Genomic DNA, 22165 nt, shown 5'->3' on the forward strand with positions numbered 1-22165 from the left:
ATGAGCGAGTATATCGTAGTAAAATGCGGTGGGAGTATGCTAGAACGTTTAGACCATGTGTTTTTTGAATGTATAGAGCAGCTGAAGAAAAAATATCAAGTTATTGTTGTTCATGGCGGTGGACCAGAAATTGATGCAAAGCTAAAGCGATTTAATATTCCAATTGAAAAGAAGAATGGGTTACGTGTGACAACAAAAGAAGTGATGAATGTTGTTCAAATGGTTTTATGCGGAAGCACGAATAAAAAAATGGTGATGAATTTTCAAAAGCATGGCTTGCATGCAATCGGAATCTCTGGTTGTGATGGGAAATTACTTCAAGTTCAGCCTCTTGATGAGGATATTGGATATGTTGGTGAAGTTAGTGGTGTAGAGGCTTCACTATTAAAAGGGTTACTAGATTTGAATTATATTCCGGTTATTGCTCCAATTGGGGTAAGAGGAAACCAGGTTTATAACATAAATGCAGATACAGCCGCAGCTGGAATTGCAGCTACGCTGGGGGCGAAAGAACTTATTTTTATTACGGATGTAGATGGGATATTGTTCGAAGGGAAGTTGTTAACGAAAGCGGATGAAGCTGAGATCCTACGTCTGATAGAAAAAGAAGTTATTACAGGGGGGATGATTCCGAAAGTACAGGCTGCTCTCACCTCAATACAGATGGGAGTCGAGCATGTCAGCATTGTAAATGGTACAAAACATTTTGTAGGAACATCAGGGGAGTGGGTTGGAACGACGGTAACAAAAGGGGTGAATATCGTATGAGTAGTCATATATTTCCGACATATGGGAGACGCAGTGTTGAAATTGTTCAAGGAACCGGAACAAAAGTGATAGATGAAAGTGGGGAAAAGTATTTAGATTTTACTTCTGGAATTGCTGTATGTAATTTAGGACATTGTCATCCTGTACTTGTAGAAGCAGTAAAAAAGCAATTACAGGAAATTTGGCATATATCAAATCTTTTTTCGCACAAGGTACAAGAAAAGGTAGCTGAATTGCTAACAGAGGGGCGTGAGTTAGATTACGTGTTTTTTTGTAATAGCGGGGCAGAAGCCAATGAAGCAGCGCTTAAATTAGCGCGGAAGCATACGGGGAAATCTCTTGTTTTAACATTCCAGCAATCTTTCCATGGAAGAACATTTGGAACGATGAGCGCAACGGGGCAAGAGAAAGTAAAAAAGGGATTTGGTCCACTTCTTCCATCTTTTTCACATATTCTCTTTAATGATATAGCCGCGCTCAGGGAGACAATGAATGAAGAAGTAGCTGCAGTTATGGTGGAAGTTGTTCAAGGTGAGGGTGGCGTCTTACCTGCTGATATTTCCTTTTTGCAAGAGATTGAGAAGTTATGTAGACAATATGGTGCTCTTTATATAATCGACGAGGTGCAAACAGGTATGGGAAGAACGGGAACGTTGTTTGCTTATGAACAGACCGGAACATCCCCAGATATCGTTACAGCGGCAAAGGCGCTTGGAAATGGGATCCCGGTTGGGGCAATGCTTGGAAAGAAAGAGCTTATGACTGCTTTTTCAGCGGGGACTCATGGTTCAACATTTGGCGGAAATTACATTGCAATGACAGCAGCAAAAGAAGTACTACAAATTATAAAACAACCTTCATTTTTACAAGAAGTAAAAGAAAAGGGAGAATACTTCCTGCAAAAATTAAAGAAAGAATTACTTGATGTTCAATGGATTACTGATATTCGAGGGAGAGGACTTATGATTGGAGTCGTTTGTAAGTGTGACGTCACATTCATTATAGAACAGTTAGAAAAAGAGGGGCTTCTTGTATTGCAAGCTGGAACGAATGTTTTGCGACTTTTACCACCACTCATTGTAACGAATGAAGAAATAGACGAAGCAGTAAATATGATAAAAAGAGTGATTTGTACACAAAAATCACCAATATTATAAGGGGGAAATTCTATGTCAACTATACAAGTACCGAAATTACAAACGAAAGATCTTTTAACATTAGAAGAACTGACGCAAGAGGAGATAATTGCGCTAATTGAATTTGCAATGTATTTAAAAAAAGAGAAGCATGAACCTTTATTAGAAGGGAAAATATTAGGGTTAATTTTTGATAAACATTCAACTCGTACGCGTGTTTCTTTCGAAGCAGGAATGGTACAACTCGGTGGACATGGAATGTTTCTAAGTGGAAAAGAAATGCAACTTGGCAGAGGAGAAAGTGTTTCAGACACAGCAAAAGTATTATCTCATTATATTGATGGAATTATGATTCGTACATTCTCGCACGCAGATGTAGAGGAGCTTGCGAAAGAAGCAAGTATTCCTGTTATTAATGGATTGACAGATGATCATCATCCGTGTCAGGCATTAGCTGATTTGATGAGAATTTATGAAGAAGTTCATACATTTAAAGGGATTAAACTTGCTTACCTAGGGGATGGAAATAATGTATGTCACTCTTTACTGCTAGCAAGTGCAAAAGTCGGTATGCATATGACAGTGGCGACTCCCCCAGGGTATGAACCGAATGAACAAATTGTAAAGCGTGCGCTAGAAATTGCAAATGAGACGGGAGCAAATATTGAAGTTTTGAATGATCCGGAGTTGGCAGTGAAAGGTGCTGACTTTATCTATACCGATGTTTGGATGAGCATGGGGCAAGAAGATACGGAAGGGAAATACCAATTATTTCAACCGTTTCAAGTGAACGAAAAACTTGTTCAGCATGCGAAAGCAACGTATCGCTTCTTACATTGTTTACCCGCTCATCGTGAAGAGGAAGTAACAGGAGAAATTATAGATGGATCGCATTCTGTTGTCTTTGAGCAAGCAGGGAATCGATTGCACGCTCAAAAAGCATTATTGGTAAGTCTGCTTCAAAACATCAAAAAACCTTCCTAATCGGGAAGGTTTTTTTGTTACGAAATGTCTGATGTATATTTGGTGAATGTTCTTTGTATCATTTATAATAAGATGAAGTTAGTATAAGTGAAGTTAAATAGGGTTGTTTGTGTCGTAGTATTAAGTTCATACTACGAAGAGAAAAAACTATTAAAGAGATGATAATTGTGCAAACAGGTAAAAAAACATATTCATTTTTTCAACGTATTTGGAGAGTGCTGAAATTTCATTATTATAAGTTGCTCCGTTCGCCAGAAGGAGCGAAGAAAGTGTCACGTGGATTTGCGATTGGATTTGCTTTAGAAATGTTGGTGATTTATACAGCGTCACTTGTTTATCTTATTTTTTATCCAATTGTACGCTTAGCAAAGGGATCCTTTCCAGCAGCGGTTATTGGTAATATTATCGGAAAAATATCATTTCTTCCGGTAATTTTGTTTCCGTTTGCATATGCATTAGGGAAAACTTTATATCCATTTGAAATAAAGGTAATTCAGCATAAACCATATACAATATCTGATCTTTTCTCGAGTAATATTTTTATTATGTTAAAGAGCTTATTACAGAGTGAAGTATATGTATTAATTGGGATGACAATTTTCGGGGTTGTATTTGGAGTAATATCTTATTTTGTTGTGCATTATTTATATGAAAAGAACCGTAAGTTACGTTTGAAAAAAAGAAAAAAACGCGCGAGAGAACCACTTGTACAAATATAAAGAATGTCACATTCATTTTCCGCCTTGAATATGCTTAAAAAAGGAGGGAGAATGAATGTATTATTACTATGTACCTCAAGCATACTCATATGTGCATTATTATCCTGTTCCTTATACAAGGCAACAGTTTGAAGCATATCAGCAAGCGCAGCCTTCTCCGGAGCAAAAACCATACTTAACAACATGGCCGTATTCAAATGTATATTATGGAAACTATTATGAATCATAAAGCTGCTTCCTTTGGAAGCAGCTTTATACGTTTGTTTTCAAAATTAAATTTTGAATCGTTTGAAGCGAGTGAATGAGTTGTTCACGATCGCTTTCCGATAATGTTTGAAAGTTTTCTTTTAGTTTGTCTAAAATGAATTGTTGATATTGATTTACTAACGATTTCCCTTCTAGTGTTAGAGAAATTAAAATGACTCGTCGATCTTTTTCGCTGTAATGACGCTCTATAAGTTCTTCTTGAATCAATTTATTTAATAGAGGTGTCATGTTGGGCCTTGAAATCGCTAATCGCTTTCCGATTTCTGACACTGCTAATGTGCCACGTTCATGCAATAGCAGTAACACCTGTGTATGTGACGGTGGCATGTGCCTTTGTGAAGAAAACTCTCCAGGAAGCATAAATTTGCGATAAAAAAGAGGCACTAACGAAAGAAGATGATCAACAATACGTTCCCATTCGCGTGATTCCATATAAAGGCCCCCTTCCATTATCATTGTAACAAAAAAAGGTACCGTATAAAAATAGAATTGTTCGTTTTTGTTTTAATATTTGTAGGATAGAACTTGTTTAGTAAACGCGTTGGCAATAATTTCATAACCTTTATCATTTGGATGTACTTGATCGTACAGTAATTCTTTTTTATCATTTGGTATTAATTTTCGAATTGGTAAAACAATGGACGGTTGATTCGCTTTTGAAATTGAGTAAACCGCATCATTCCAGCCATCTAAAAACATATCTGCATAAGAAGCAATTGAATCATCGAGTTGTAGAGGGTTATAGAGCTCAGATAGAATGAGTAAAGCATTTGGGTTGAGAGTCCGAACTGTCTTTACAATGTTTTTTACGTCTTCTTCAAAATGAGTTTTTTCTTTATTTAACATTTTAATACCATCTATAACACCTACATCACGATTTAAACGGAATAAATTATTTCCTCCAATATTAATGGTAATTATATTTGCTTCTTTAATTTTTTGCTGCACTTCTTCTGCCTGAATTTTTTGAACGAGACGATCTGTTGTAAGTCCGTTCACTCCAAGGTTTTCTACTCTAATCGGTTTGTGAATTTGTTCCTCTATTTGCTTGGAAGCTAATTCGGCAAACCCTCCTTGTGTCGAGCCATATCCCTTTGCAAGCGAATCTCCTAACACAAGATGATAAAAAGAGTCATTTGTTTGTTTATCAATCCAATGAGAAGTAGATGATACTGATTTTTCTTTTTGTTTTGTTGTCTCATCGTTCTTTTCAAAATGCGAATAAGAAATGATTAGAAGGAGGAGACAAACAATAATTAAGATGACTTTTTTCATAAATTCATCCTCCTTGTAATTGGTAATTGTATCATATTCAACGGTATAAGCAATGGAAGGGCTTATTATATCTTTATGGAAATTTTACAATAGCTTTACAGAAAATTTGTAGAAGTATGTCAAAAAATATTGACGATATGAAAGTAAGTTAGATATGATAATGTCAGATAAATGAATATACGTCACTCTAATATGAGGAAAGAAGAGAATAAAGGTAGAGAGAATACCTTATTAGAGTTTGATGAAAAACTCATTTTATTGTTTTTTTAGGGACAATTTAATAAGGGGGATTTTTTGTGAAGAAATCAAAGAAAGCGCTAGCAGGAGCGACGCTTGCATTAGGTGTTATCGCACCACAAGTAATGCCAACTATTGCTCATGCAGAGGAACAAGCAGGAGAAAGCACAGTTAATTTACGAATATTGGAAACCTCGGATATTCATGTTAACTTAATGAACTACGACTATTATCAAACGAAAACAGATAATAAAGTTGGTTTAGTTCAAACTGCGACTCTTGTAAATGAGGAACGTGCAAAAGCGAAAAACTCTGTACTATTTGATGATGGGGATGCTCTACAAGGGACGCCGCTTGGGGATTATGTGGCGCAAAAAGGATTGGATGGAAACTATGTCCACCCGTTATATCGTTTAATGAATTTAATGAAGTATGACGTCATTTCTCTTGGAAACCATGAGTTTAACTATGGCTTGGATTACTTAAAGAAGGCGACTAGTAAAACGCAGTTCCCAGTTATTAACTCAAATGTGTATATAGACGATCATGATGATAATCCAGAGAACGATAAACACGCTTTTAAACCATATCATGTTTTTGAAAAAGAAGTAACAGATGAATCTGGCAAAACACAAACAGTGAAAATTGGTGTAATGGGCTTTGTACCACCACAAGTTATGGGCTGGGATAAAGCGAATTTAGAAGGAAAAGTAAAAGCAGAAGACATTGTACAAACAGCGAAAAAAATGGTACCGCAGATGAAAGCAGAAGGTGCAGATATTATTGTTGCATTAGCTCACTCTGGTGTCGATAAAAGTGATTATAAACCTGGTATGAAGAATGAGAATGCATCCTATTATTTAGCAACAGAAGTTCCTGGTGTCGATGCAGTGTTAATGGGACACTCACATACGGTAATAACGGACAAGTTTAACGGTGTTCCAGTTGTGATGCCAGGTGTTTTCGGAAGTAATCTCGGTATTATTGATATGGAACTGAAAAAGGTAAATGGCAAGTGGGAAGTACAAAAAGATAAATCGGTTCCAAGTGTTCGTCCGATTTCTGATAGTAAAGGAAATGCATTAGTAGAATCTGATAAAAGACTAGTTGATGAAATAAAAGGTGATCATGAAGCAACGATAAAATACGTAAATACACCTGTAGGGGAAACAACAGCACCAATTAATAGTTATTTTTCACTTGTACAAGATGATCCATCTGTACAGCTTGTTACGAATGCCCAAAAATGGTATGTAGAAAAGCTATTTGCAGAAAATGGACAGTACAAGAAATATAAAGGAATCCCAGTCTTATCAGCAGGTGCACCTTTTAAAGCAGGCGGCCGAAATGGTGCAACTTATTATACTGATATTCCAGCAGGGACTTTAGCGATTAAAAACGTTGCTGATTTATATGTATATCCAAATACTCTATATGCTGTAAAAGTAAATGGTGCACAAGTAAAAGAATGGCTTGAAATGTCTGCAGGTCAGTTCAATCAAATTGATCCAGCTAAAGCAGAAGAACAGTCGTTAGTAAATGTAAACTACCCTACATATAACTTTGATATTTTAGATGGCGTAAAATACGAAATTGATGTGACACAACCAGCAAAATATGATAAAGATGGAAAAGTAGTAAATCCAAATGCGAATCGTATTGTGAACGTATCATATGATGGGAAACCGATAGCTGATAATCAAGAGTTTATTGTTGCTACAAATAACTATCGTGGCAGCAGTCAAACATTCCCTGGTGTAAGTAAAGGTGAAGTTGTATATCAATCTCAAGATGAAACGCGTCAAATCATTACGAAATATATGAAAGAAACACCAGTTATTAACCCGGCAGCAGATCAAAACTGGACATTTAAGTCAATTGTTGCTGAAAAATTAAATACTACATTTGACTCTTCACCAAATGCGCAAAAGTACATTACAAAGGATGGGAAAATCTCTTATGTTGGTCCATCTGAAAATGAGTTTGCGAAATATGCAATTGATTTAACGAAAAAGAACGATGGAGACAAACCAACCACGCCACCAACGACAGGTGAAGGGAATGATGGAGACAAACCAACCACACCGCCAACACCAGGTGAGGAGAACAACGGTGGTAACCCAACAACACCAGGCGGAGAAAACAATGGAGATCCCCAAACAAATCCTGACAATGGAAATAAAGATACGAAAGAACCTACAAATGTAAGTGAAGATAAAGAAACAAACGAAGTAGATCGTGATTTACCAAAAACGGGAGCGAGTGTCTTCTCTACAATTGGAGCGGGACTTGCGTTTGTTGGAGCAGGCGTGTTTATGTTATTTAGACGAAAAAAAGTAAACAGGTAATATCACAAATAGAGGAATAAAGAAAAAAGGGGGTTACTGATAGCGGTAACCCCTTTTTCTTTATACTTCATTTAAGAAACTGTAACAGGCTTTTCTTTCTGCCAGGAAAGACCAAATCCTGTAAATCCAACGATGATTGTAACAATCGGACAAGCTAAGCAGAAGATTGAGTATGGAACGTAATCAAATGTTGGAACACTTAGTACATTTGCTAAGAAGACACCACTTACACCCCACGGAACAAGAGGGTTAATAACTGTGCCCGCATCCTCTAATACTCGTGATAAGTTACGACGCTTTAAACCGACTTCATCGTATTTTTTAGCAAATGCTTGTCCTGTTAAAACGATAGATAAGTATTGCTCACCAAGCAAGAAGTTAACGCCAATTGCTGTTGAAGCAGTAGAAATAATTAAACGTGTACTTGTCTTAACAAAATTAGCAATAATGTTCATAAGCTGAGTAATAATGCTCATTCCTTGTAGTAACCCACCCATAGAAAGAGCAAGAAAAATAAGTGCAATTGACATAAGCATACTTTGTAATCCGCCGCGTGATAATAAGCTATCAATATCTTTTATACCCGTCTTAGCAACATAGCCATCTTGCATAATTTTCATTAAATCAGTAAGTGATGTACTTGGCTTGAAAATAAAGAGGATGATAATTCCAGCTACAATTCCAGCAAGTAAAGTTGGAACAGCTGGTACTTTTTTAAATGCGCATAAGAATAGTAATAGAATTGGAATAAGTGTGACAATTGAAATGATTGTATTCTTTTCTAATGCATTTGTAAAAGTAGAGAAATCAACATCTCCTGAAGACCCGCTTCCTAAAATGAAGAAAGCAATAAAGGCAATAATGAAAGCAGGAATTGTTGTCCAAAGCATGTTACGAATATGTTCAAATAGATCCACCCCTGTTACAGCAGGAGCTAAGTTTGTTGTATCAGATAAAGGAGACATCTTATCTCCAAAGAAAGCTCCAGAAACAATTGCACCGGCAATAAGTGCTGGATCGTATCCAAGAGCAGTTCCCATTCCCATAAAGGCAAGCCCTACTGTTGCTGCTGTTGTAAAGGCGCTGCCGATACTTGTTCCGACAATTGCACAAACAACAAAGACTGTCGGGATGAAAATCTTTGGTGATACAAGCCCGAATCCGTATACCATTAATGTTGGAATTGTCCCAGCAGCGATCCAAACGCTAATTAATACACCGACAAGTAAGAAAATGAAAATGGATGGAATACCAGCTGAAATACTACTTATCATTCCTTTTTCCATAGTAGACCAAGAGATTTTTTTAATAAAGCCAAATGCTAATAATACAATAATGCCAAATAAAATTGGAATGTGTGGTGATGTTCCTAATTGAATAACGCTAAAGCCAATACAGAAAAAGATGAAAAATGTTAAAAGAATAGATTCGATTTTTGAAACCATTGTTTGCCCCTCCTAATAATCTAAAATAGTTCTTTTTTATATAAAATTCGCCAATATTGTATATTTCCTTCTAAAATTTAGAATTTTGCGACAAATTACCGGTAATTGTTTAGCATCATAAAAAAACGTCCCTGCATATAAATATGCAGGGACGAAAAGAATCGCGGTACCACCCTAGCTTGTGAAATGAACGTAGCACAAAATAAAGGGTCGTATAATATGCACCAACAGAAAATAAAAAACGCCCCTGCAGTATATGCAGGGACGAAAAAAATCGCGGTACCACCCTAAATTGTGAAACAGTTTCATTTCACCACTCTGTAGAAATAACGGTCCATAACCGTCTTTCACTACTCCAAACGTTTCGTAAAAGAAGCTCCAGGGGGTAATTCATAATTCGCTCTGTACTGGTTCGCACCGACCACCAGCTCTCTGAAATCAGGAAACGAAATACTACTAAATCCTATCATCGCCGATTCATATGATGTTAGTTAAATTTTTATCATATATTTATCTAATATGTCAATACATATATTTATTATTTTTTTCAAGAAAATAACGAGAGAATGTTTTTTTAAGTTCTTATTTGTGCGTTATAATGAAAATAGAAAGGAGGGGAATGAATGAAGAAAAAATTATTTCTTTTGACAACCTTACTTGTTCTTGGTGGAGGTGCTGGAATTTATACAGTATTTGCGGCATCACCAGATCAACCGAAATTAAAGGTTGAGCAAAAAGTAGAAACAAAGGAATTAGAGAAAGTCAAAGAAGAAAAGAATAGAGAGAAAACAGCTGCTAAATTAGGTGTTTCTCTTGAAGGAAAAACAGAAAAAGAAATTCAAAAAGAGTTAAATACAGCAAGGTTTGAAAAGCGTCATGAGCTGCTTATAGAACATGCAAAACAACTTGGAATTGATACTGATGGGAAAAAAGACGAAGAGATTATTTTGGAAATCGGAAAGATTCAGCATGGAAAATAAAACGACTTATCTTATGATAAGTCGTTCTTTTTTAAGAACATTTACCTTTTAAAATAATTGACAGTATTTTAATTTTAATGTTAACTATATTTATATAAAAGTTAACATTAGGGGTGACAATTGTGACTGTTAGTAGCAATACAAGTAAAAGAACAACCTATACATATGAAGAGTTGGCTGAGAAAAATAAAGCATACGTATGGCATCCATTTACGCAAATGAAGGACTATTTAGCGGAAGATCCAGTTATTATTGAGCGAGGAGAAGGCCGTAAATTATATGACGTAAATGGAAATGGTTATTGGGATGGCGTTTCATCCATTTGGCTTAATGTTCATGGGCATCATGTTCCTGAATTAGATAATGCAATTCGTGAACAATTAAATAAAGTCGCGCATTCTACTATGCTAGGACTTGCCAATGTGCCATCGATTTTACTTGCAGAAAAGATCATTGAAGTTGTTCCGGAAGGTTTGAAAAAAGTATTCTATTCAGATTCTGGTTCTACAGCTGTTGAAATTGCAATTAAGATGGCTTTTCAATATTGGCAGCATAAAGGAAAATCTAAAAAACAAAAGTTTATTACATTAAAAGAAGCGTATCACGGAGATACAATTGGAGCTGTTTCAGTAGGAGCAATTGACTTGTTTCACCAAGTGTACAGTTCGCTCTTATTTGACGCGATAAAAATGCCATATCCATATACATATCGTTCTCCTTATGGGGATGACAAAGAACAAATTGTTCAAAAACATTTGGAAGAAATGGAAGAGTTGTTAAAAGAAAAACATGATGAGGTTGCAGCGATTATTGTAGAGCCGTTAATGCAAGGTGCAGGCGGTATGATTACAATGCCGAAAGGATATTTAAAAGGTCTTCGAGATCTTTGTACAACATATAATGTTTTATTTATTACAGATGAGGTGGCGACGGGGTTTGGTCGTACTGGAAAAATGTTTGCTTGTGAACATGAAAATGTTACACCGGATATTTTAACAGCTGGAAAAGGCTTAACCGGTGGGTATTTACCGTTGGCTATTACTGTGACAACAGATGAAATTTATGATGCTTTTTTAGGTAGCTATGAAGAGCAGAAAACATTTTTCCATGGTCATAGTTATACCGGCAATCCATTAGGTTGCGCAGTTGCAATTGCTAATTTAGAACTTTATGAAAAAACAAATCTAGTAAAAGATGTTGCATACAAAGCAGAATATGTAGGGAAACAATTGGAAGCACTTTATGAATACAAACGTGTTGGAGATATTCGTCAGTGTGGATTGATGGTAGGAATTGAACTTGTAAAAAATAAAGAAACGAAAGAGCCGTTTGAGTGGACGGAGCGAGTAGGCGTGGAAGTGTGTAAGCGATCAAGAGAACTAGGAATGATTTTACGCCCACTTGGTAACACTATTGTATTTATGCCACCGTTAGCATCTCAGATAGATGAGATTGATGAAATGCTGAACATCTTATATCAAGCAATTGCAGATGTTACGGAGGGAGAATAATGAGCGGCTTTTTTATAACTGCAACGGATACGGAAGTTGGAAAAACAGTTGTTACAGGTGCATTAGCAGGAGTGCTTAGAAATCGTGGATATAACATAGGGGTATATAAACCATTGCAAAGTGGTCATATCGATTCGAACCCAGAAGGTGATGCAGCTAGATTGAAGGTTGCATCAGGAGTAATAACAGAGACGAATAGAATTTGTCCTTATTCTATTGAAGAACCTCTTGCGCCAAGACTGGCAATGCAGCGGGCAGGAAGAAATGTGACACTAGCACAAATTACCGCTCATTATAATGAGTTAATGACAGAGTTTGATAGTTTGTTTGTAGAAGGTGCAGGTGGTCTTGCTGTTCCGTATACGGAAGATGCGTTAGTGGTTGATTTTGCAAAGGAATTAAAACTACCACTTATTATTGTCGCGCGTCCGGCGTTAGGTACTGTGAATCATACCGTTTTAACGATTTCGTATGCGAAAGCCCATGGTTTAACAGTTGCGGGTGTTATTTTATCCGGCTGTAAGGAATGTGAGAAGGAACGTGTGCAAGAGAATAAAGAAATGATTGAGGAGTTAAGTGGTATTCCGGTTTTGGGTTTACTACCAGAGCTTCAAGAAGGGTTTACGCGTGAAGAATTATTGAGAGCAGCAGAAGAGAATATTACGATTTCAAATTTAGAGGAGTTCGTCAAACATGGATCAAACGTGGAATCTACACTTTCACTCTAGTTTAAATCGTTTGAAAGAGAAATCACAATATCGACATGTAGTTATGACTGAGCAAGCTGAAGAACCATGGCTTATTAGGAATGGAAAACGTATGTTGAATTTAGCTTCGAATAACTATCTAGGCTTGGCGGGAGATAGACGATTAAAAGAAGCGTCTATTGTAGCGACAAAGGAATATGGAGTAGGAGCGACAGCATCACGACTTGTTGTAGGAAATTATGCACTATATGAAGAGGTCGAACAGAGTGTTTGTGATTGGAAAGAAACTGAAAAAGCAATCATTGTGAACAGTGGATATTCAGCAAATGTCGGGGCAATCTCTTCTTTAGTTGGGCGTCACGACATTGTTTTTAGCGATAAGTTAAATCATGCCAGCATTGTTGATGGGATTATGCTTAGCGGTGCAGAACATAAAAGATATCGACATAATAATTTGGAACATCTGGAAAAATTATTACAAATGACACCTGTCGCAAAGCGAAAGTTAATCGTAACAGACACGGTTTTCAGCATGGATGGAGATGTTGCTCATCTAAAAGAGTTGATTATGCTGAAAGAAAAATACGGAGCGTTATTGATGGTGGATGAAGCACATGCAGGTGGAATATATGGAAGGCATGGTGCTGGTTTAGCGCATGTAGAGCAGGGACTTTCTGAAGGAATCGACATTCATATGGGAACGTTTAGTAAAGCGCTAGGATGTTATGGTGCTTATTTAGCGGGCGATGCACCTTGCATTGATTATATGAAAAATACGATGAGGAGTTTCATTTTTACAACAGCATTACCGCCAGGGACACTTGGCGCAATGAAATGTGCAATTGAAATTGTGAAGAAAGATGAGGGAAGACGGCAGCGGCTCTTAGAAAATGGAGCTTATTTCCGCAATGCTTTAGAAGAAGTTGGTTTCAATATTGGTGATAGTTCAACACATATAGTACCAATTATTGTGGCGTCGAATGAAGCTACGCTACATTTTAGTGAAAAACTGCAGGAGGCAGGAATTGCTGCAATTGCTATCAGGCCACCAACTGTTCCATATAATAGTTCGCGAATTCGATTCGCAGTTACATCTGAACATACAAAAGCTGACTTACAATGGGCTATTGAGCAAATCATTCGAATTGGTAAAGAAGAGGGGGGAATGAGATGAAACAGCCCGAGCTTATTTTCATTCCTGGATGGGGGATGGAAAAACAAGTATGGGATCCATTACTTCCATATTTTCAGGAATATTCTGTCTGGCATGTTGAATGGCGTGGTGTAAAAGAACTTAGTGAGTTTGCAGAACGAGTAGCAGAAGCTGCAAGAGGGCAGGATGTGATTTTGATTGGATGGTCACTTGGTGCATTAGCTGCCCTTCGAGCATGTGATAGAGTGCGGGTAAAAGGGTTGATTTTAATAGGTGGTACAGCAAAATTTACAGTGGATGAAAATTACGAGAGTGGATGGAAACTTCCTTTTGTAGAGCGGATGAAAAGAAGTTTAGTGAAGCGAAAGGACGACACATTGGAGCGTTTCTATAAAAGTATGTTTACAAAACAAGAGATAAAAGATAGTGAACAATTTGAAGACATTGCAGAGCGTTTTCAAGGTGATTCCATTGAATCTTTACAGCTGGGACTTGATTATTTAATAGAGATGGATATGAGAAGTCAGTTAAAGTATGTAAAGATGCCGGTATTGCTTCTTCATGGAGAACAGGATGCGATATGTCCACTATCTGCTGCTCGCTATATACAAGAAAATACGAATGGGGCGCTTAAAGTAATAAATGGAGCTGGGCATGCACTTTGTGTAACAGATTCCGAATATTGCGCAAATGAAATCATCCAGTTTGTAGAGGTGATACAAAATGATCAACAAAACGTTATTACAAAAACGATTTAATGGGGCAGCTGTATCCTATGATCAATATGCAAGTGTACAAAAAAAGATGGCGCAACAATTACTTTCTATAATGAAAAGACACTATCACAAGATGTCGTCCATCCGTATTTTAGAACTCGGATGTGGCACAGGCTATTTGACTGAGCAATTAGCTGTTTCCTTTCCAAATGCAGCAATTACTGCAATTGATTTTGCTGAAAGTATGATTGCTGTTGCGAAAACGAGAAATCACGTGGAATCTGTGACATTTCGGTGTGAAGATATTGAATATCTTACATTAAGTGAGTCATTTGATGTCATTATTTCAAGTGCAACATTTCAATGGCTAAACGATTTGCAAACAACGGTGAAACGTTTATATCATCATCATTTATTTGAGGATGGCTTGTTGTTATTTTCAACATTTGGAGAGCAAACATTTCAAGAACTTCATACGGCATTTCAAAGTGCTAAAGAAGAAAGGAATATGCAAAATGATGCATCTGTTGGACAATATTTTTTAACGAGAGAACAGCTGCAAGATGTATGTGAAAGTGTAACAGGAGATGTACATGTTTCTGAAACATGTTACATAGAGAAGTTTGCTGCAGTTCGTGAGTTTCTGCAATCGATTCGGAAAGTAGGCGCGACGAATAGCAATGCGGAATCTTACTGTCAAAGCCCTTCTATCTTTCGAACTATGCTCCGCATATACGAAAAAGATTTCACGGAAGAAGGGGAAATTGTAGCAACGTACCATGCTTTATTTGCGTATATTGAAAAAGAGGGGAAGAGAAGAAATGAAACAAGTACAAACAAAAGTAGATTGGAAGCAAATTGCATCTGAAGTAGTAGAGGGCAGAAGTATAACGAAAGAAGAAGCGATAGCTATTTTAGAAGCAGATGATACAGAAGTATTAGACATTATGAATGCAGCTTATATCATACGTCATCATCATTTTGGTAAAAAAGTAAAATTAAATATGATTATTAATACGAAATCTGGATTATGCCCAGAAGATTGTGGGTATTGCTCACAGTCTATCGTTTCAGAGGCACCAATCGATAAGTATGCATGGTTAACACAGGAAAAAATTATTGAAGGTGCACACGAAGCAATTCGCCGTAAAGCGGGTACATACTGTATTGTTGCATCTGGTCGTCGTCCAACTGATAAAGAAGTAAATCATGTTATCGGTGCAGTGAAAGAAATCCGTGAAACAACGGATTTAAAAATTTGCTGCTGCTTAGGTTTTTTAAATGAGGATCAAGCAGGACGCTTAGCAGAAGCAGGTGTTCACCGTTATAACCATAACTTAAATACACATGCAAACAATTATGATAGCATTTGCTCAACACATACGTATGATGATCGTGTAGATACAGTAGAAAAAGCAAAGCAAGTGGGTATTTCCCCATGTTCTGGTGCGATTTTTGGAATGGGGGAAACGAAAGAGCAGCGCGTTGAAATTGCGCTTGAATTACACCGTATAGATGCGGATTCTATTCCATGTAACTTCCTTGTTGCTGTAAAAGGAACACCGCTTGAAGGACAGAAAGAATTAACACCAGTAGAATGTTTAAAAGTACTAGCGATGATGCGATTTGTCAATCCATCAAAAGAAATTCGAATTTCCGGTGGCCGCGAAATTAATTTGCGCTCTGTGCAGCCGCTTGGCTTATTCGCAGCGAATTCAATCTTTGTTGGTGATTATTTAACAACAGAGGGGCAAGAGCCAACAGCAGATTGGAATATGATTGAAGATTTAGGGTTTGAGATTGAGGAATGTGCGCTGTGAAAATGAGGGGGAAAGCTCCTTTGTAGATTAGAATAATCGAATAAAGTTTATACAAAACAGCCATTTTTTCATGCAAGTTTTGAACGATGTTACTTAATTAAGCGATGGATAAAAATTGATTGTAGCTTTATGAATGTAGTCTTTCGTGAAATTTTATTGTAAATAAAATGTAATAAAGTACCTTCAAGCCTTCGGATAAGCGGATTTTAGTGAAAAAAATTAATTGTGTGGACGAATTTTCCATCCTGTAATTGTACATAGTAAAGGTGTAATTTATCTCGGGTTGGAGGATTTCACATGCACAAATATATATTAGCTATTATGACTTTTCTTATTTTATTAAAGGCAATAAGTACTGACCCTGTTAAGGCAGCTGGAAATCCGGAACAGAAAGAAATGCAGCAAAGAATCGAACAGCATTTTCGAACAAAAGCTGAGCATTTTGGTATTGAAACTGAAGGGAAAGATCTAAAAGAAGTAAGAAAAGAGCTACATATTGTAGAGGAAGAAAAGAAGCGAGAAAATGTCTGGAAAACAGCTCAAAATCTTCGTATTAAGACAGAAGGAAAAACGATGGCTGAATTGATAAAAGATGTGCGGAAAAAAGTGGAAAAATAAATAGAAGAAAAAAGAGGCGAAAGCCTCTTTTTTTATGCCCATTGTTTTGATAAATGAGCCATTTCAATAGCAGCAACTGCGGATTCATATCCTTTGTTGCCAGCTTTTGTGCCAGCACGTTCAATTGCTTGTTCAATTGTTTCAGTCGTTAATACGCCGAAAATAACTGGAATGTCTGTTTGTAATGATAAAGAGGCAACACCTTTTGCAACTTCATTACAAACATAATCATAATGAGTTGTAGCACCGCGAATGACTGTACCTAGTGTAATGACAGCATCGTATTTGCCGCTGTTTGCCATTTTCTTTGCAATTAATGGGATTTCAAATGCGCCTGGAACCCATGCAACATCAATATCATTTTCTTGTACACCATGTCGTTTTAAACCGTCTAGTGCACCGCCTAGTAGTTTGCTCGTAATAAATTCATTGAAACGTCCAACAACAATCCCTACTTTTAATCCTGTACCAACTAAATGACCTTCGAATACCATAATATATCTCTCCTTTAATTATAATTAATAGATTATAAGTTTAATAGGTGACCTAATTTTTCTACCTTTGTTTGTAAATATGTTTTGTTTTCTTCTTTTGTTGGCATTTGCAATGGTACGCGTTCGACAACTTCTAAATCATAACCTTGCAAACCTGCGATTTTTCTTGGATTATTCGTTAATAAACGCAATTGCTGTAACCCTAGATCTTTTAAGATTTGGGCACCAATGCCGTAATCGCGAAGATCGGCAGGAAATCCTAGTTTTTCATTTGCCTCAACAGTATCTAATCCTTCTTCTTGTAATTTGTATGCACGGAGCTTATTCAGCAAGCCAATCCCGCGGCCTTCTTGGCGCATATAAAGAAGAACACCTTTTCCTTCTCGTTCAATTTGAGAAAGAGCAGCATGAAGCTGTGGACCACAGTCACAGCGGCATGAACCGAAAACATCGCCAGTTAAACATTCAGAATGCACACGAACGAGAACAGGTTCACCAGTAGAAATGTCTCCTTTTACGAGAGCGATATGTTCTTTCTGATCCAGTGAGTTGGAATAACCGATTGCATGAAATGTACCGAAATCTGTCGGTAATGTAATTTCAATCTCCCTTGTTACAAGTGTTTCATGATGGCGGCGATAGGCGATTAAATCTTCAATTGTAATCATTTTTATATTAAATTGTTTTGCAACTTGTACTAAATCAGGAACACGTGCCATCGTGCCGTCTTCTTTTATAATTTCACAAATAACTCCAGCTGGTTCTGCGCCACATAATTTTGCTAAATCAACAGCTGCCTCTGTATGCCCAGCGCGGCGCAGGACTCCACCTTCTTTGGCGATTAAAGGAAAGATATGACCCGGACGATTAAAATCTGTTCCTTTTGAATCCGGATTTAATAATTCGCGCACAGTCGTTGCACGTTCGTAAGCACTAATACCTGTTGTTGTAGAAATATGGTCAACGCTTACTGTAAACGCAGTATGATGAGAATCTGTATTATGAGAAACCATAGGCTCTAACTGTAAGCGTTCCGCATATTGTTCTGTAATCGGTACACAGACAAGGCCACGGCCATGTGTAATCATAAAATTAATTGTTTCTGGTGTAATGTTCTCTGCTAAAGCGATGAAATCTCCTTCGTTTTCACGGCTTTCATCATCACATACGATGACGACTTTTCCTTGTTTTAAATCTTCTAGTGCTTCTTCAATACGATGAAACATTGTGCTTCCTCCTTATAGAAATCCGTTTTCTTGTAAAAAGCTTTCTGTAACTGAAGTGCTTCGCTTTGTTGGCTTTGAAATAAAACGTTCGATATATTTTCCAATCATGTCACATTCAATATTCACAATATCCCCCGCCGCTTTTTTACCAATGATGGATTCGCTTACTGTATGTGGAATGAGCGAGATTGTAATGGAAGATTCATCTATATCAAATATTGTTAAACTTGTGCCATCAACAGCAATGGACCCTTTTTGTAAACAATAACGGAGTAAATCATCTGGAATTCCAATTTTGTAATATATAGCATTGTAGTGCTGTTTTTTATTTAAAATGGTTCCAATTCCATCGATATGCCCTGTGACGAAATGTCCACCAAAGCGTCCGTTTGCAGCCATTGCTCGTTCTAAATTTACTTTAGAACTGGTGCCGAGCATACGTAGTGATGTCGCTCGCACCGTTTCAGGCATCGCATCAACAGTAAAAGAAGACGCTGTAAAAGAAGTGACGGTTAAACAGATCCCATTTACAGCAATACTGTCTCCTAGTTTTACGTCTGACAAGATTGTGTTTGCTGCAATTGTTAGCTTCATCGCTTCTCCGCTTTGCCTGATATTCGAAACAGTTCCAAGTTCTTCTACAATTCCTGTAAACATGCAGGCACCTCATTTCGCACACTAGCAACGATTTTTATATCATCACCAATTTGTTTCATCTCTTGAATTTGCAAGGAAATTGCATCTTGCAATTTTATAAAGCCGGTGCCACCAAACATAGTTGGAGCATCTTTTCCGCCGATTAATTTTGGACTTATATAGGTCACAATTTCATTGAAACACTTTGTTTCTAAAAAGCTCGCGTGTACCGATTGTCCACCTTCAACAAAGAGTGAAAGGATTTGTTTCTGACCGAGAAGGAGGAGAAGGTCGCGTATTTCAATTTGGCTCGTCTTCATTTGAAGTACAGATACCGCCTGAGATTCGTAGCCCGCTATTTTTTCTTTATTTACATCTTTTCCAACAATAATCCATGTTGGTGCCATCTCGTCTGTAATGACACGAGAGGATAGCGGAGTTCGTAAATGTGTATCTAAAATAATACGAATCGGATGCTTGCCGCCGTTTGGAAGGCGTGTTGTTAAAGATGGATTATCAGCTATGACAGTATTCACTCCGATAAGGATGGCATCGTGCGTATGACGATATTGATGGACATCTGTGCGAGCAACTTCACCTGTAATCCATTTGCTTTCCCCGGTAGTAGTTGCTATTTTTCCATCTAAACTCATCGCTGTTTTTATTGTTACAAACGGCAGTTTCGTTTTCATATAGTGGAAAAAGTACCGGTTTAATGCGGTGGCTTCTTCTTCGAGAACACCAGTAGTTACGCTAATACCAGCTTTTTGCAAACGTTTTGCACCGTTACCTGAAACGAGCGGATTGCAATCAAGTGTGGCAATTACAACACGTTTCACCTTTTTTTCAATAAGTAGATCGCAGCACGGTGGAGTTTTCCCAAAGTGACTACACGGCTCTAACGTTACATATACAGTGGAGCCGTTTGCTTTATCACCGGCTATGCGAAGAGCGTGAACTTCAGCGTGTTCTTCGCCTGCGCGCAGATGAGCTCCCATTCCAACGATGTTTCCATCTTTTACAACAACAGCACCGACCATTGGATTTGGACTTGTTTGACCTGCAGTATTTTGTGCTAATTGCAAGGCAATCCTCATATATTCTTGGTCTGTCATTCTTTTCACCTCTCCTAAGAAAAATCAAAAAACCCCAAGGATAATAGTATCCTTGGGGTTTGGGAGACGTGATTTCTAGAAATATAGTTCGAATACGAGAGTATAGGAAAGAAGCCTAACGATAATTGATATTTTTGCACGAGAAAAAAGCCTAGCAAACTATCAATTTTTTATACGCTAGTCGTATCTTTTTATTTCAGCATAGAAAAATAGGTATATGAAATAAAACATATACAGTGATTCAAAACGAATCAGTAAAAATGCGTACGCCAAAATAAAAGTGTATTCGCTATATAAGCACTAGAAAACATATCCTTCTCCCATCCAGACTATACTGTCGGCCCTAGATTTTCACTAGATCCACCGTTTCCGAGTTGGAAACGGGTCACGGACTTAGAAGTGTGCACTTCATCACCGCCGGTTGGGAATTTCACCCGACCCCGAAGGATGCTGTTTGCTCACATTATAGCACAAAAAAGAAAAAAGGATAGTAAAAAATATTTGAATGTGAAGAATTGTATGAAAATGAAGGGTGAAATAAACTTTGTTATACTAGTATGGGAAAGACTTCAATACATACATAAATGAGGTGGAAATATGAAATATATTGCAGTAGGAATCGGTGGTATTGTTGGAGCTTTAGCACGGTACGAATTAGGACAATGGGTTGGTATTCATTCAGTTGATTCTTTTCCGCTGGCAACATGGTCAGCGAATATGATTGGTAGTTTTTTATTGGCATTTTTAACGATGTATTTGTTTCGTATGAAACATGTTTCACAAGTGATAATGAGTAGCATTGGAACAGGAATGATTGGTTCTTTTACCACTTTTTCAACATTTAACGTAGAGACGTTGAAATTCATGCAGCATGAAGCGTTTCTTATGGCATTTTATTATGTGAGTACAAGTGTAGTTGGAGGATTGCTCTTTTCTTTATTTGGGTTTTATCTTGGAAATGCATTATATGAAAAAAGCATGAAGAAAGAAGCATGAAGAAAGAAGGAGCACTATGAATATTTTGCTTGTAGGAATCGGTGGTTTTTTCGGAGCAATTGCTAGATTTTCTATTAGTAATGCAATGAAAGAAAAGTACGGAAGCTTGTTTCCATATGGAACACTATTTGTAAATATATTAGGCTCATTTTTACTAGGTTTATTGTATGGAGCCGAGGTGAGTAGTACATGGCTATTATTATGCGGAACAGGATTTATGGGAGCATTTACTACTTTTTCAACATTTAAGCTTGAAATTGTTCAATTGATACATAAGCGAGAAGGACAAAAGGCTGTATTGTATTTAATAATGAGTTATATGCTAGGCATTTTTTGGGCATTTTTAGGTTTTTATATAGGGCATATATAAGAAGCGCGCGCAAGTCATTGCGCGTGCTTCTTATATCATTATTCTCCCTTTGGTGCTCGAACAACAGATTCAAATTTTCCTTTATGCGAAGCGTCGCAATAAGGCATATTTTTTGATAAGCCACAGCGACATAAAGAAAATGCAGGTTTTGCCGGGAAAGCATTCCCTTGTGAGTCGATTAATTCCACATCCCCTGTAATGCGAAATGAACCATTATCATTTACTTTAATTTGAACTTTTACCAACGTTATTCCCCTCCTCTCAAACGCTTATGTTCATCATATAATTGTAGGAAGCACTTGACAATAAGAAAACAGTTCTTTGTGTGTAGGGGCAGAGAATGTTATAATAACGTTTATAACTGAAATACAGTAAGGTGACGAAACATGAATAAACAATTACGTACATTACAAAATATTGCAAATGAGCGCACTTGGGCATCATTTTTAAATGATAATCATCCATATAGCTTACTTCATTGGTCGATTGCAGGTGTGGGACAAGAAGCAAAAGATGTGTGGCTTTTGCAAGATGAGGTAACATTTCAAACGACAGAATTTCAAACGCTTGATGAAGCGGTAAAATGGATTTCTGAAAATATGGAACAAGTTACAGATGTTTTAGCGCAGTAACATGAAAAAACA

Annotated in this window: 25 protein-coding genes, 1 riboswitch and 1 other annotated feature; of the genes, 17 read left to right on the forward strand and 8 right to left on the reverse strand. The window is 37.2% G+C overall.

Features of this window, described 5'->3' with window-relative positions:
* The 5 genes from argB to ACM6HU_RS07885 all read left to right on the forward strand — a co-directional run bounded on the left by argB (position 1) and on the right by ACM6HU_RS07885 (position 3836).
* Positions 1-768 (forward strand): acetylglutamate kinase, encoded by a 768-nt coding sequence (gene argB / locus ACM6HU_RS07865; RefSeq protein ID WP_016116216.1) that lies wholly within the window; start codon positions 1-3, stop codon positions 766-768.
* The gene (locus ACM6HU_RS07870; protein WP_033671447.1) at positions 765-1925 is read left to right on the forward strand and encodes an acetylornithine transaminase; all 1161 of its coding nucleotides are present in this window, start codon (positions 765-767) and stop codon (positions 1923-1925) included. Before argB ends, ACM6HU_RS07870 begins: the two co-directional genes overlap by 4 nt.
* A gap of 12 nt (positions 1926-1937) precedes the next feature.
* Positions 1938-2888 (forward strand): ornithine carbamoyltransferase, encoded by a 951-nt coding sequence (gene argF / locus ACM6HU_RS07875; RefSeq protein WP_414848100.1) that lies wholly within the window; start codon positions 1938-1940, stop codon positions 2886-2888.
* A gap of 167 nt (positions 2889-3055) precedes the next feature.
* Positions 3056-3607, forward strand: coding sequence for a DUF2062 domain-containing protein (locus ACM6HU_RS07880; protein WP_003200118.1), 552 nt, complete (start codon positions 3056-3058; stop codon positions 3605-3607).
* 55 nt (positions 3608-3662) lie between these two features.
* Entirely contained in the window at positions 3663-3836 is a 174-nt protein-coding gene (locus ACM6HU_RS07885; protein ID WP_016116213.1) for a hypothetical protein, read from the forward strand.
* Positions 3837-3859: 23 nt separating this feature from the next.
* Here the strand turns inward: ACM6HU_RS07885 and ACM6HU_RS07890 are convergent, their stop codons facing one another.
* Both ACM6HU_RS07890 and ACM6HU_RS07895 read right to left on the reverse strand, forming a co-directional pair.
* Positions 3860-4306: a MarR family winged helix-turn-helix transcriptional regulator gene (locus tag ACM6HU_RS07890; protein WP_016116212.1), complete on the reverse strand. Its 447-nt coding sequence runs from the start codon at positions 4304-4306 to the stop codon at positions 3860-3862.
* Positions 4307-4378: 72 nt separating this feature from the next.
* Positions 4379-5149, reverse strand: a complete 771-nt coding sequence (locus tag ACM6HU_RS07895; RefSeq protein WP_016116211.1) for a GDSL-type esterase/lipase family protein — start codon at positions 5147-5149, stop codon at positions 4379-4381.
* Positions 5150-5445: 296 nt separating this feature from the next.
* Between ACM6HU_RS07895 and cpdB the strand changes: the two genes are divergently transcribed.
* Positions 5446-7734: a bifunctional 2',3'-cyclic-nucleotide 2'-phosphodiesterase/3'-nucleotidase gene (gene cpdB, locus ACM6HU_RS07900; protein WP_016116210.1), complete on the forward strand. Its 2289-nt coding sequence runs from the start codon at positions 5446-5448 to the stop codon at positions 7732-7734.
* Positions 7735-7805: 71 nt separating this feature from the next.
* On the opposite strand, the gene nhaC is transcribed toward cpdB, so the two are convergent.
* Entirely contained in the window at positions 7806-9179 is a 1374-nt protein-coding gene (nhaC, locus tag ACM6HU_RS07905) for a Na+/H+ antiporter NhaC (protein WP_414848101.1), read from the reverse strand.
* A 257-nt stretch (positions 9180-9436) separates the two neighbouring features.
* Positions 9437-9658, reverse strand: a binding site (T-box leader).
* 144 nt (positions 9659-9802) lie between these two features.
* On the opposite strand from nhaC, the gene ACM6HU_RS07910 reads away from it, so the two are divergent.
* From ACM6HU_RS07910 to ACM6HU_RS07945, 8 genes are all read left to right on the forward strand, one after another.
* The gene (locus ACM6HU_RS07910; protein WP_016116208.1) at positions 9803-10159 is read left to right on the forward strand and encodes a hypothetical protein; all 357 of its coding nucleotides are present in this window, start codon (positions 9803-9805) and stop codon (positions 10157-10159) included.
* A gap of 113 nt (positions 10160-10272) precedes the next feature.
* Positions 10273-11670 carry an adenosylmethionine--8-amino-7-oxononanoate transaminase gene (gene bioA / locus ACM6HU_RS07915; RefSeq protein WP_098116723.1) on the forward strand — a complete coding sequence of 466 codons (1398 nt, stop codon included), beginning with the start codon at positions 10273-10275 and terminating at the stop codon, positions 11668-11670.
* Positions 11670-12398 carry a dethiobiotin synthase gene (gene bioD / locus ACM6HU_RS07920; protein ID WP_016116206.1) on the forward strand — a complete coding sequence of 243 codons (729 nt, stop codon included), beginning with the start codon at positions 11670-11672 and terminating at the stop codon, positions 12396-12398. Before bioA ends, bioD begins: the two co-directional genes overlap by 1 nt.
* The gene (bioF, locus tag ACM6HU_RS07925) at positions 12364-13551 is read left to right on the forward strand and encodes an 8-amino-7-oxononanoate synthase (RefSeq protein WP_016116205.1); all 1188 of its coding nucleotides are present in this window, start codon (positions 12364-12366) and stop codon (positions 13549-13551) included. The genes bioD and bioF overlap by 35 nt, the downstream gene beginning before the upstream one ends.
* Positions 13548-14288 carry an alpha/beta fold hydrolase gene (locus tag ACM6HU_RS07930; RefSeq protein ID WP_016116204.1) on the forward strand — a complete coding sequence of 247 codons (741 nt, stop codon included), beginning with the start codon at positions 13548-13550 and terminating at the stop codon, positions 14286-14288. Before bioF ends, ACM6HU_RS07930 begins: the two co-directional genes overlap by 4 nt.
* The gene (bioC, locus tag ACM6HU_RS07935; RefSeq protein WP_016116203.1) at positions 14254-15114 is read left to right on the forward strand and encodes a malonyl-ACP O-methyltransferase BioC; all 861 of its coding nucleotides are present in this window, start codon (positions 14254-14256) and stop codon (positions 15112-15114) included. The genes ACM6HU_RS07930 and bioC overlap by 35 nt, the downstream gene beginning before the upstream one ends.
* Entirely contained in the window at positions 15068-16066 is a 999-nt protein-coding gene (gene bioB / locus ACM6HU_RS07940; protein WP_016116202.1) for a biotin synthase BioB, read from the forward strand. The genes bioC and bioB overlap by 47 nt, the downstream gene beginning before the upstream one ends.
* 297 nt (positions 16067-16363) lie before the next feature.
* Positions 16364-16684: a hypothetical protein gene (locus ACM6HU_RS07945; protein ID WP_016116201.1), complete on the forward strand. Its 321-nt coding sequence runs from the start codon at positions 16364-16366 to the stop codon at positions 16682-16684.
* Positions 16685-16716: 32 nt separating this feature from the next.
* Here the strand turns inward: ACM6HU_RS07945 and ribH are convergent, their stop codons facing one another.
* Genes ribH through ribD form a run of 4 tightly spaced genes read right to left on the reverse strand, consistent with a single transcriptional unit; the run spans position 16717 to position 20155 of the window.
* Entirely contained in the window at positions 16717-17178 is a 462-nt protein-coding gene (gene ribH / locus ACM6HU_RS07950) for a 6,7-dimethyl-8-ribityllumazine synthase (RefSeq protein WP_016116200.1), read from the reverse strand.
* Between the two features lie 32 nt (positions 17179-17210).
* Positions 17211-18404, reverse strand: a complete 1194-nt coding sequence (locus ACM6HU_RS07955; RefSeq protein WP_016116199.1) for a bifunctional 3,4-dihydroxy-2-butanone-4-phosphate synthase/GTP cyclohydrolase II — start codon at positions 18402-18404, stop codon at positions 17211-17213.
* 12 nt (positions 18405-18416) lie between these two features.
* Complete coding sequence (gene ribE, locus ACM6HU_RS07960; RefSeq protein ID WP_016116198.1) at positions 18417-19061, reverse strand: riboflavin synthase; 645 nt, start codon at positions 19059-19061, stop codon at positions 18417-18419.
* A complete protein-coding gene (ribD, locus tag ACM6HU_RS07965) occupies positions 19043-20155 on the reverse strand; it encodes a bifunctional diaminohydroxyphosphoribosylaminopyrimidine deaminase/5-amino-6-(5-phosphoribosylamino)uracil reductase RibD (protein WP_016116197.1) in 1113 nt (370 codons plus the stop codon). The genes ribE and ribD overlap by 19 nt, the downstream gene beginning before the upstream one ends.
* Before the next feature lie 308 nt (positions 20156-20463).
* Positions 20464-20607, reverse strand: a riboswitch (FMN riboswitch).
* Between the two features lie 145 nt (positions 20608-20752).
* Between ribD and crcB (ACM6HU_RS07970) the strand changes: the two genes are divergently transcribed.
* Together crcB (ACM6HU_RS07970) and crcB (ACM6HU_RS07975) are read left to right on the forward strand one after the other, a co-directional pair.
* The gene (gene crcB, locus ACM6HU_RS07970; RefSeq protein ID WP_016116196.1) at positions 20753-21151 is read left to right on the forward strand and encodes a fluoride efflux transporter CrcB; all 399 of its coding nucleotides are present in this window, start codon (positions 20753-20755) and stop codon (positions 21149-21151) included.
* A 16-nt stretch (positions 21152-21167) separates the two neighbouring features.
* Positions 21168-21521, forward strand: a complete 354-nt coding sequence (crcB, locus tag ACM6HU_RS07975; protein WP_414848102.1) for a fluoride efflux transporter CrcB — start codon at positions 21168-21170, stop codon at positions 21519-21521.
* A 38-nt stretch (positions 21522-21559) separates the two neighbouring features.
* Here crcB (ACM6HU_RS07975) and ACM6HU_RS07980 read toward each other — a convergent pair whose 3' ends face one another.
* Positions 21560-21766 carry a CDGSH iron-sulfur domain-containing protein gene (locus ACM6HU_RS07980; RefSeq protein ID WP_016116194.1) on the reverse strand — a complete coding sequence of 69 codons (207 nt, stop codon included), beginning with the start codon at positions 21764-21766 and terminating at the stop codon, positions 21560-21562.
* A gap of 141 nt (positions 21767-21907) precedes the next feature.
* On the opposite strand from ACM6HU_RS07980, the gene ACM6HU_RS07985 reads away from it, so the two are divergent.
* Positions 21908-22153: a DUF2552 family protein gene (locus tag ACM6HU_RS07985; RefSeq protein ID WP_003200083.1), complete on the forward strand. Its 246-nt coding sequence runs from the start codon at positions 21908-21910 to the stop codon at positions 22151-22153.
* The last annotated feature ends 12 nt before the right edge of the window (positions 22154-22165 follow it).

Source organism: Bacillus sp. IT-79MI2 (assembly GCF_949768135.1).
Taxonomy (GTDB): domain Bacteria; phylum Bacillota; class Bacilli; order Bacillales; family Bacillaceae_G; genus Bacillus_A; species Bacillus_A pseudomycoides.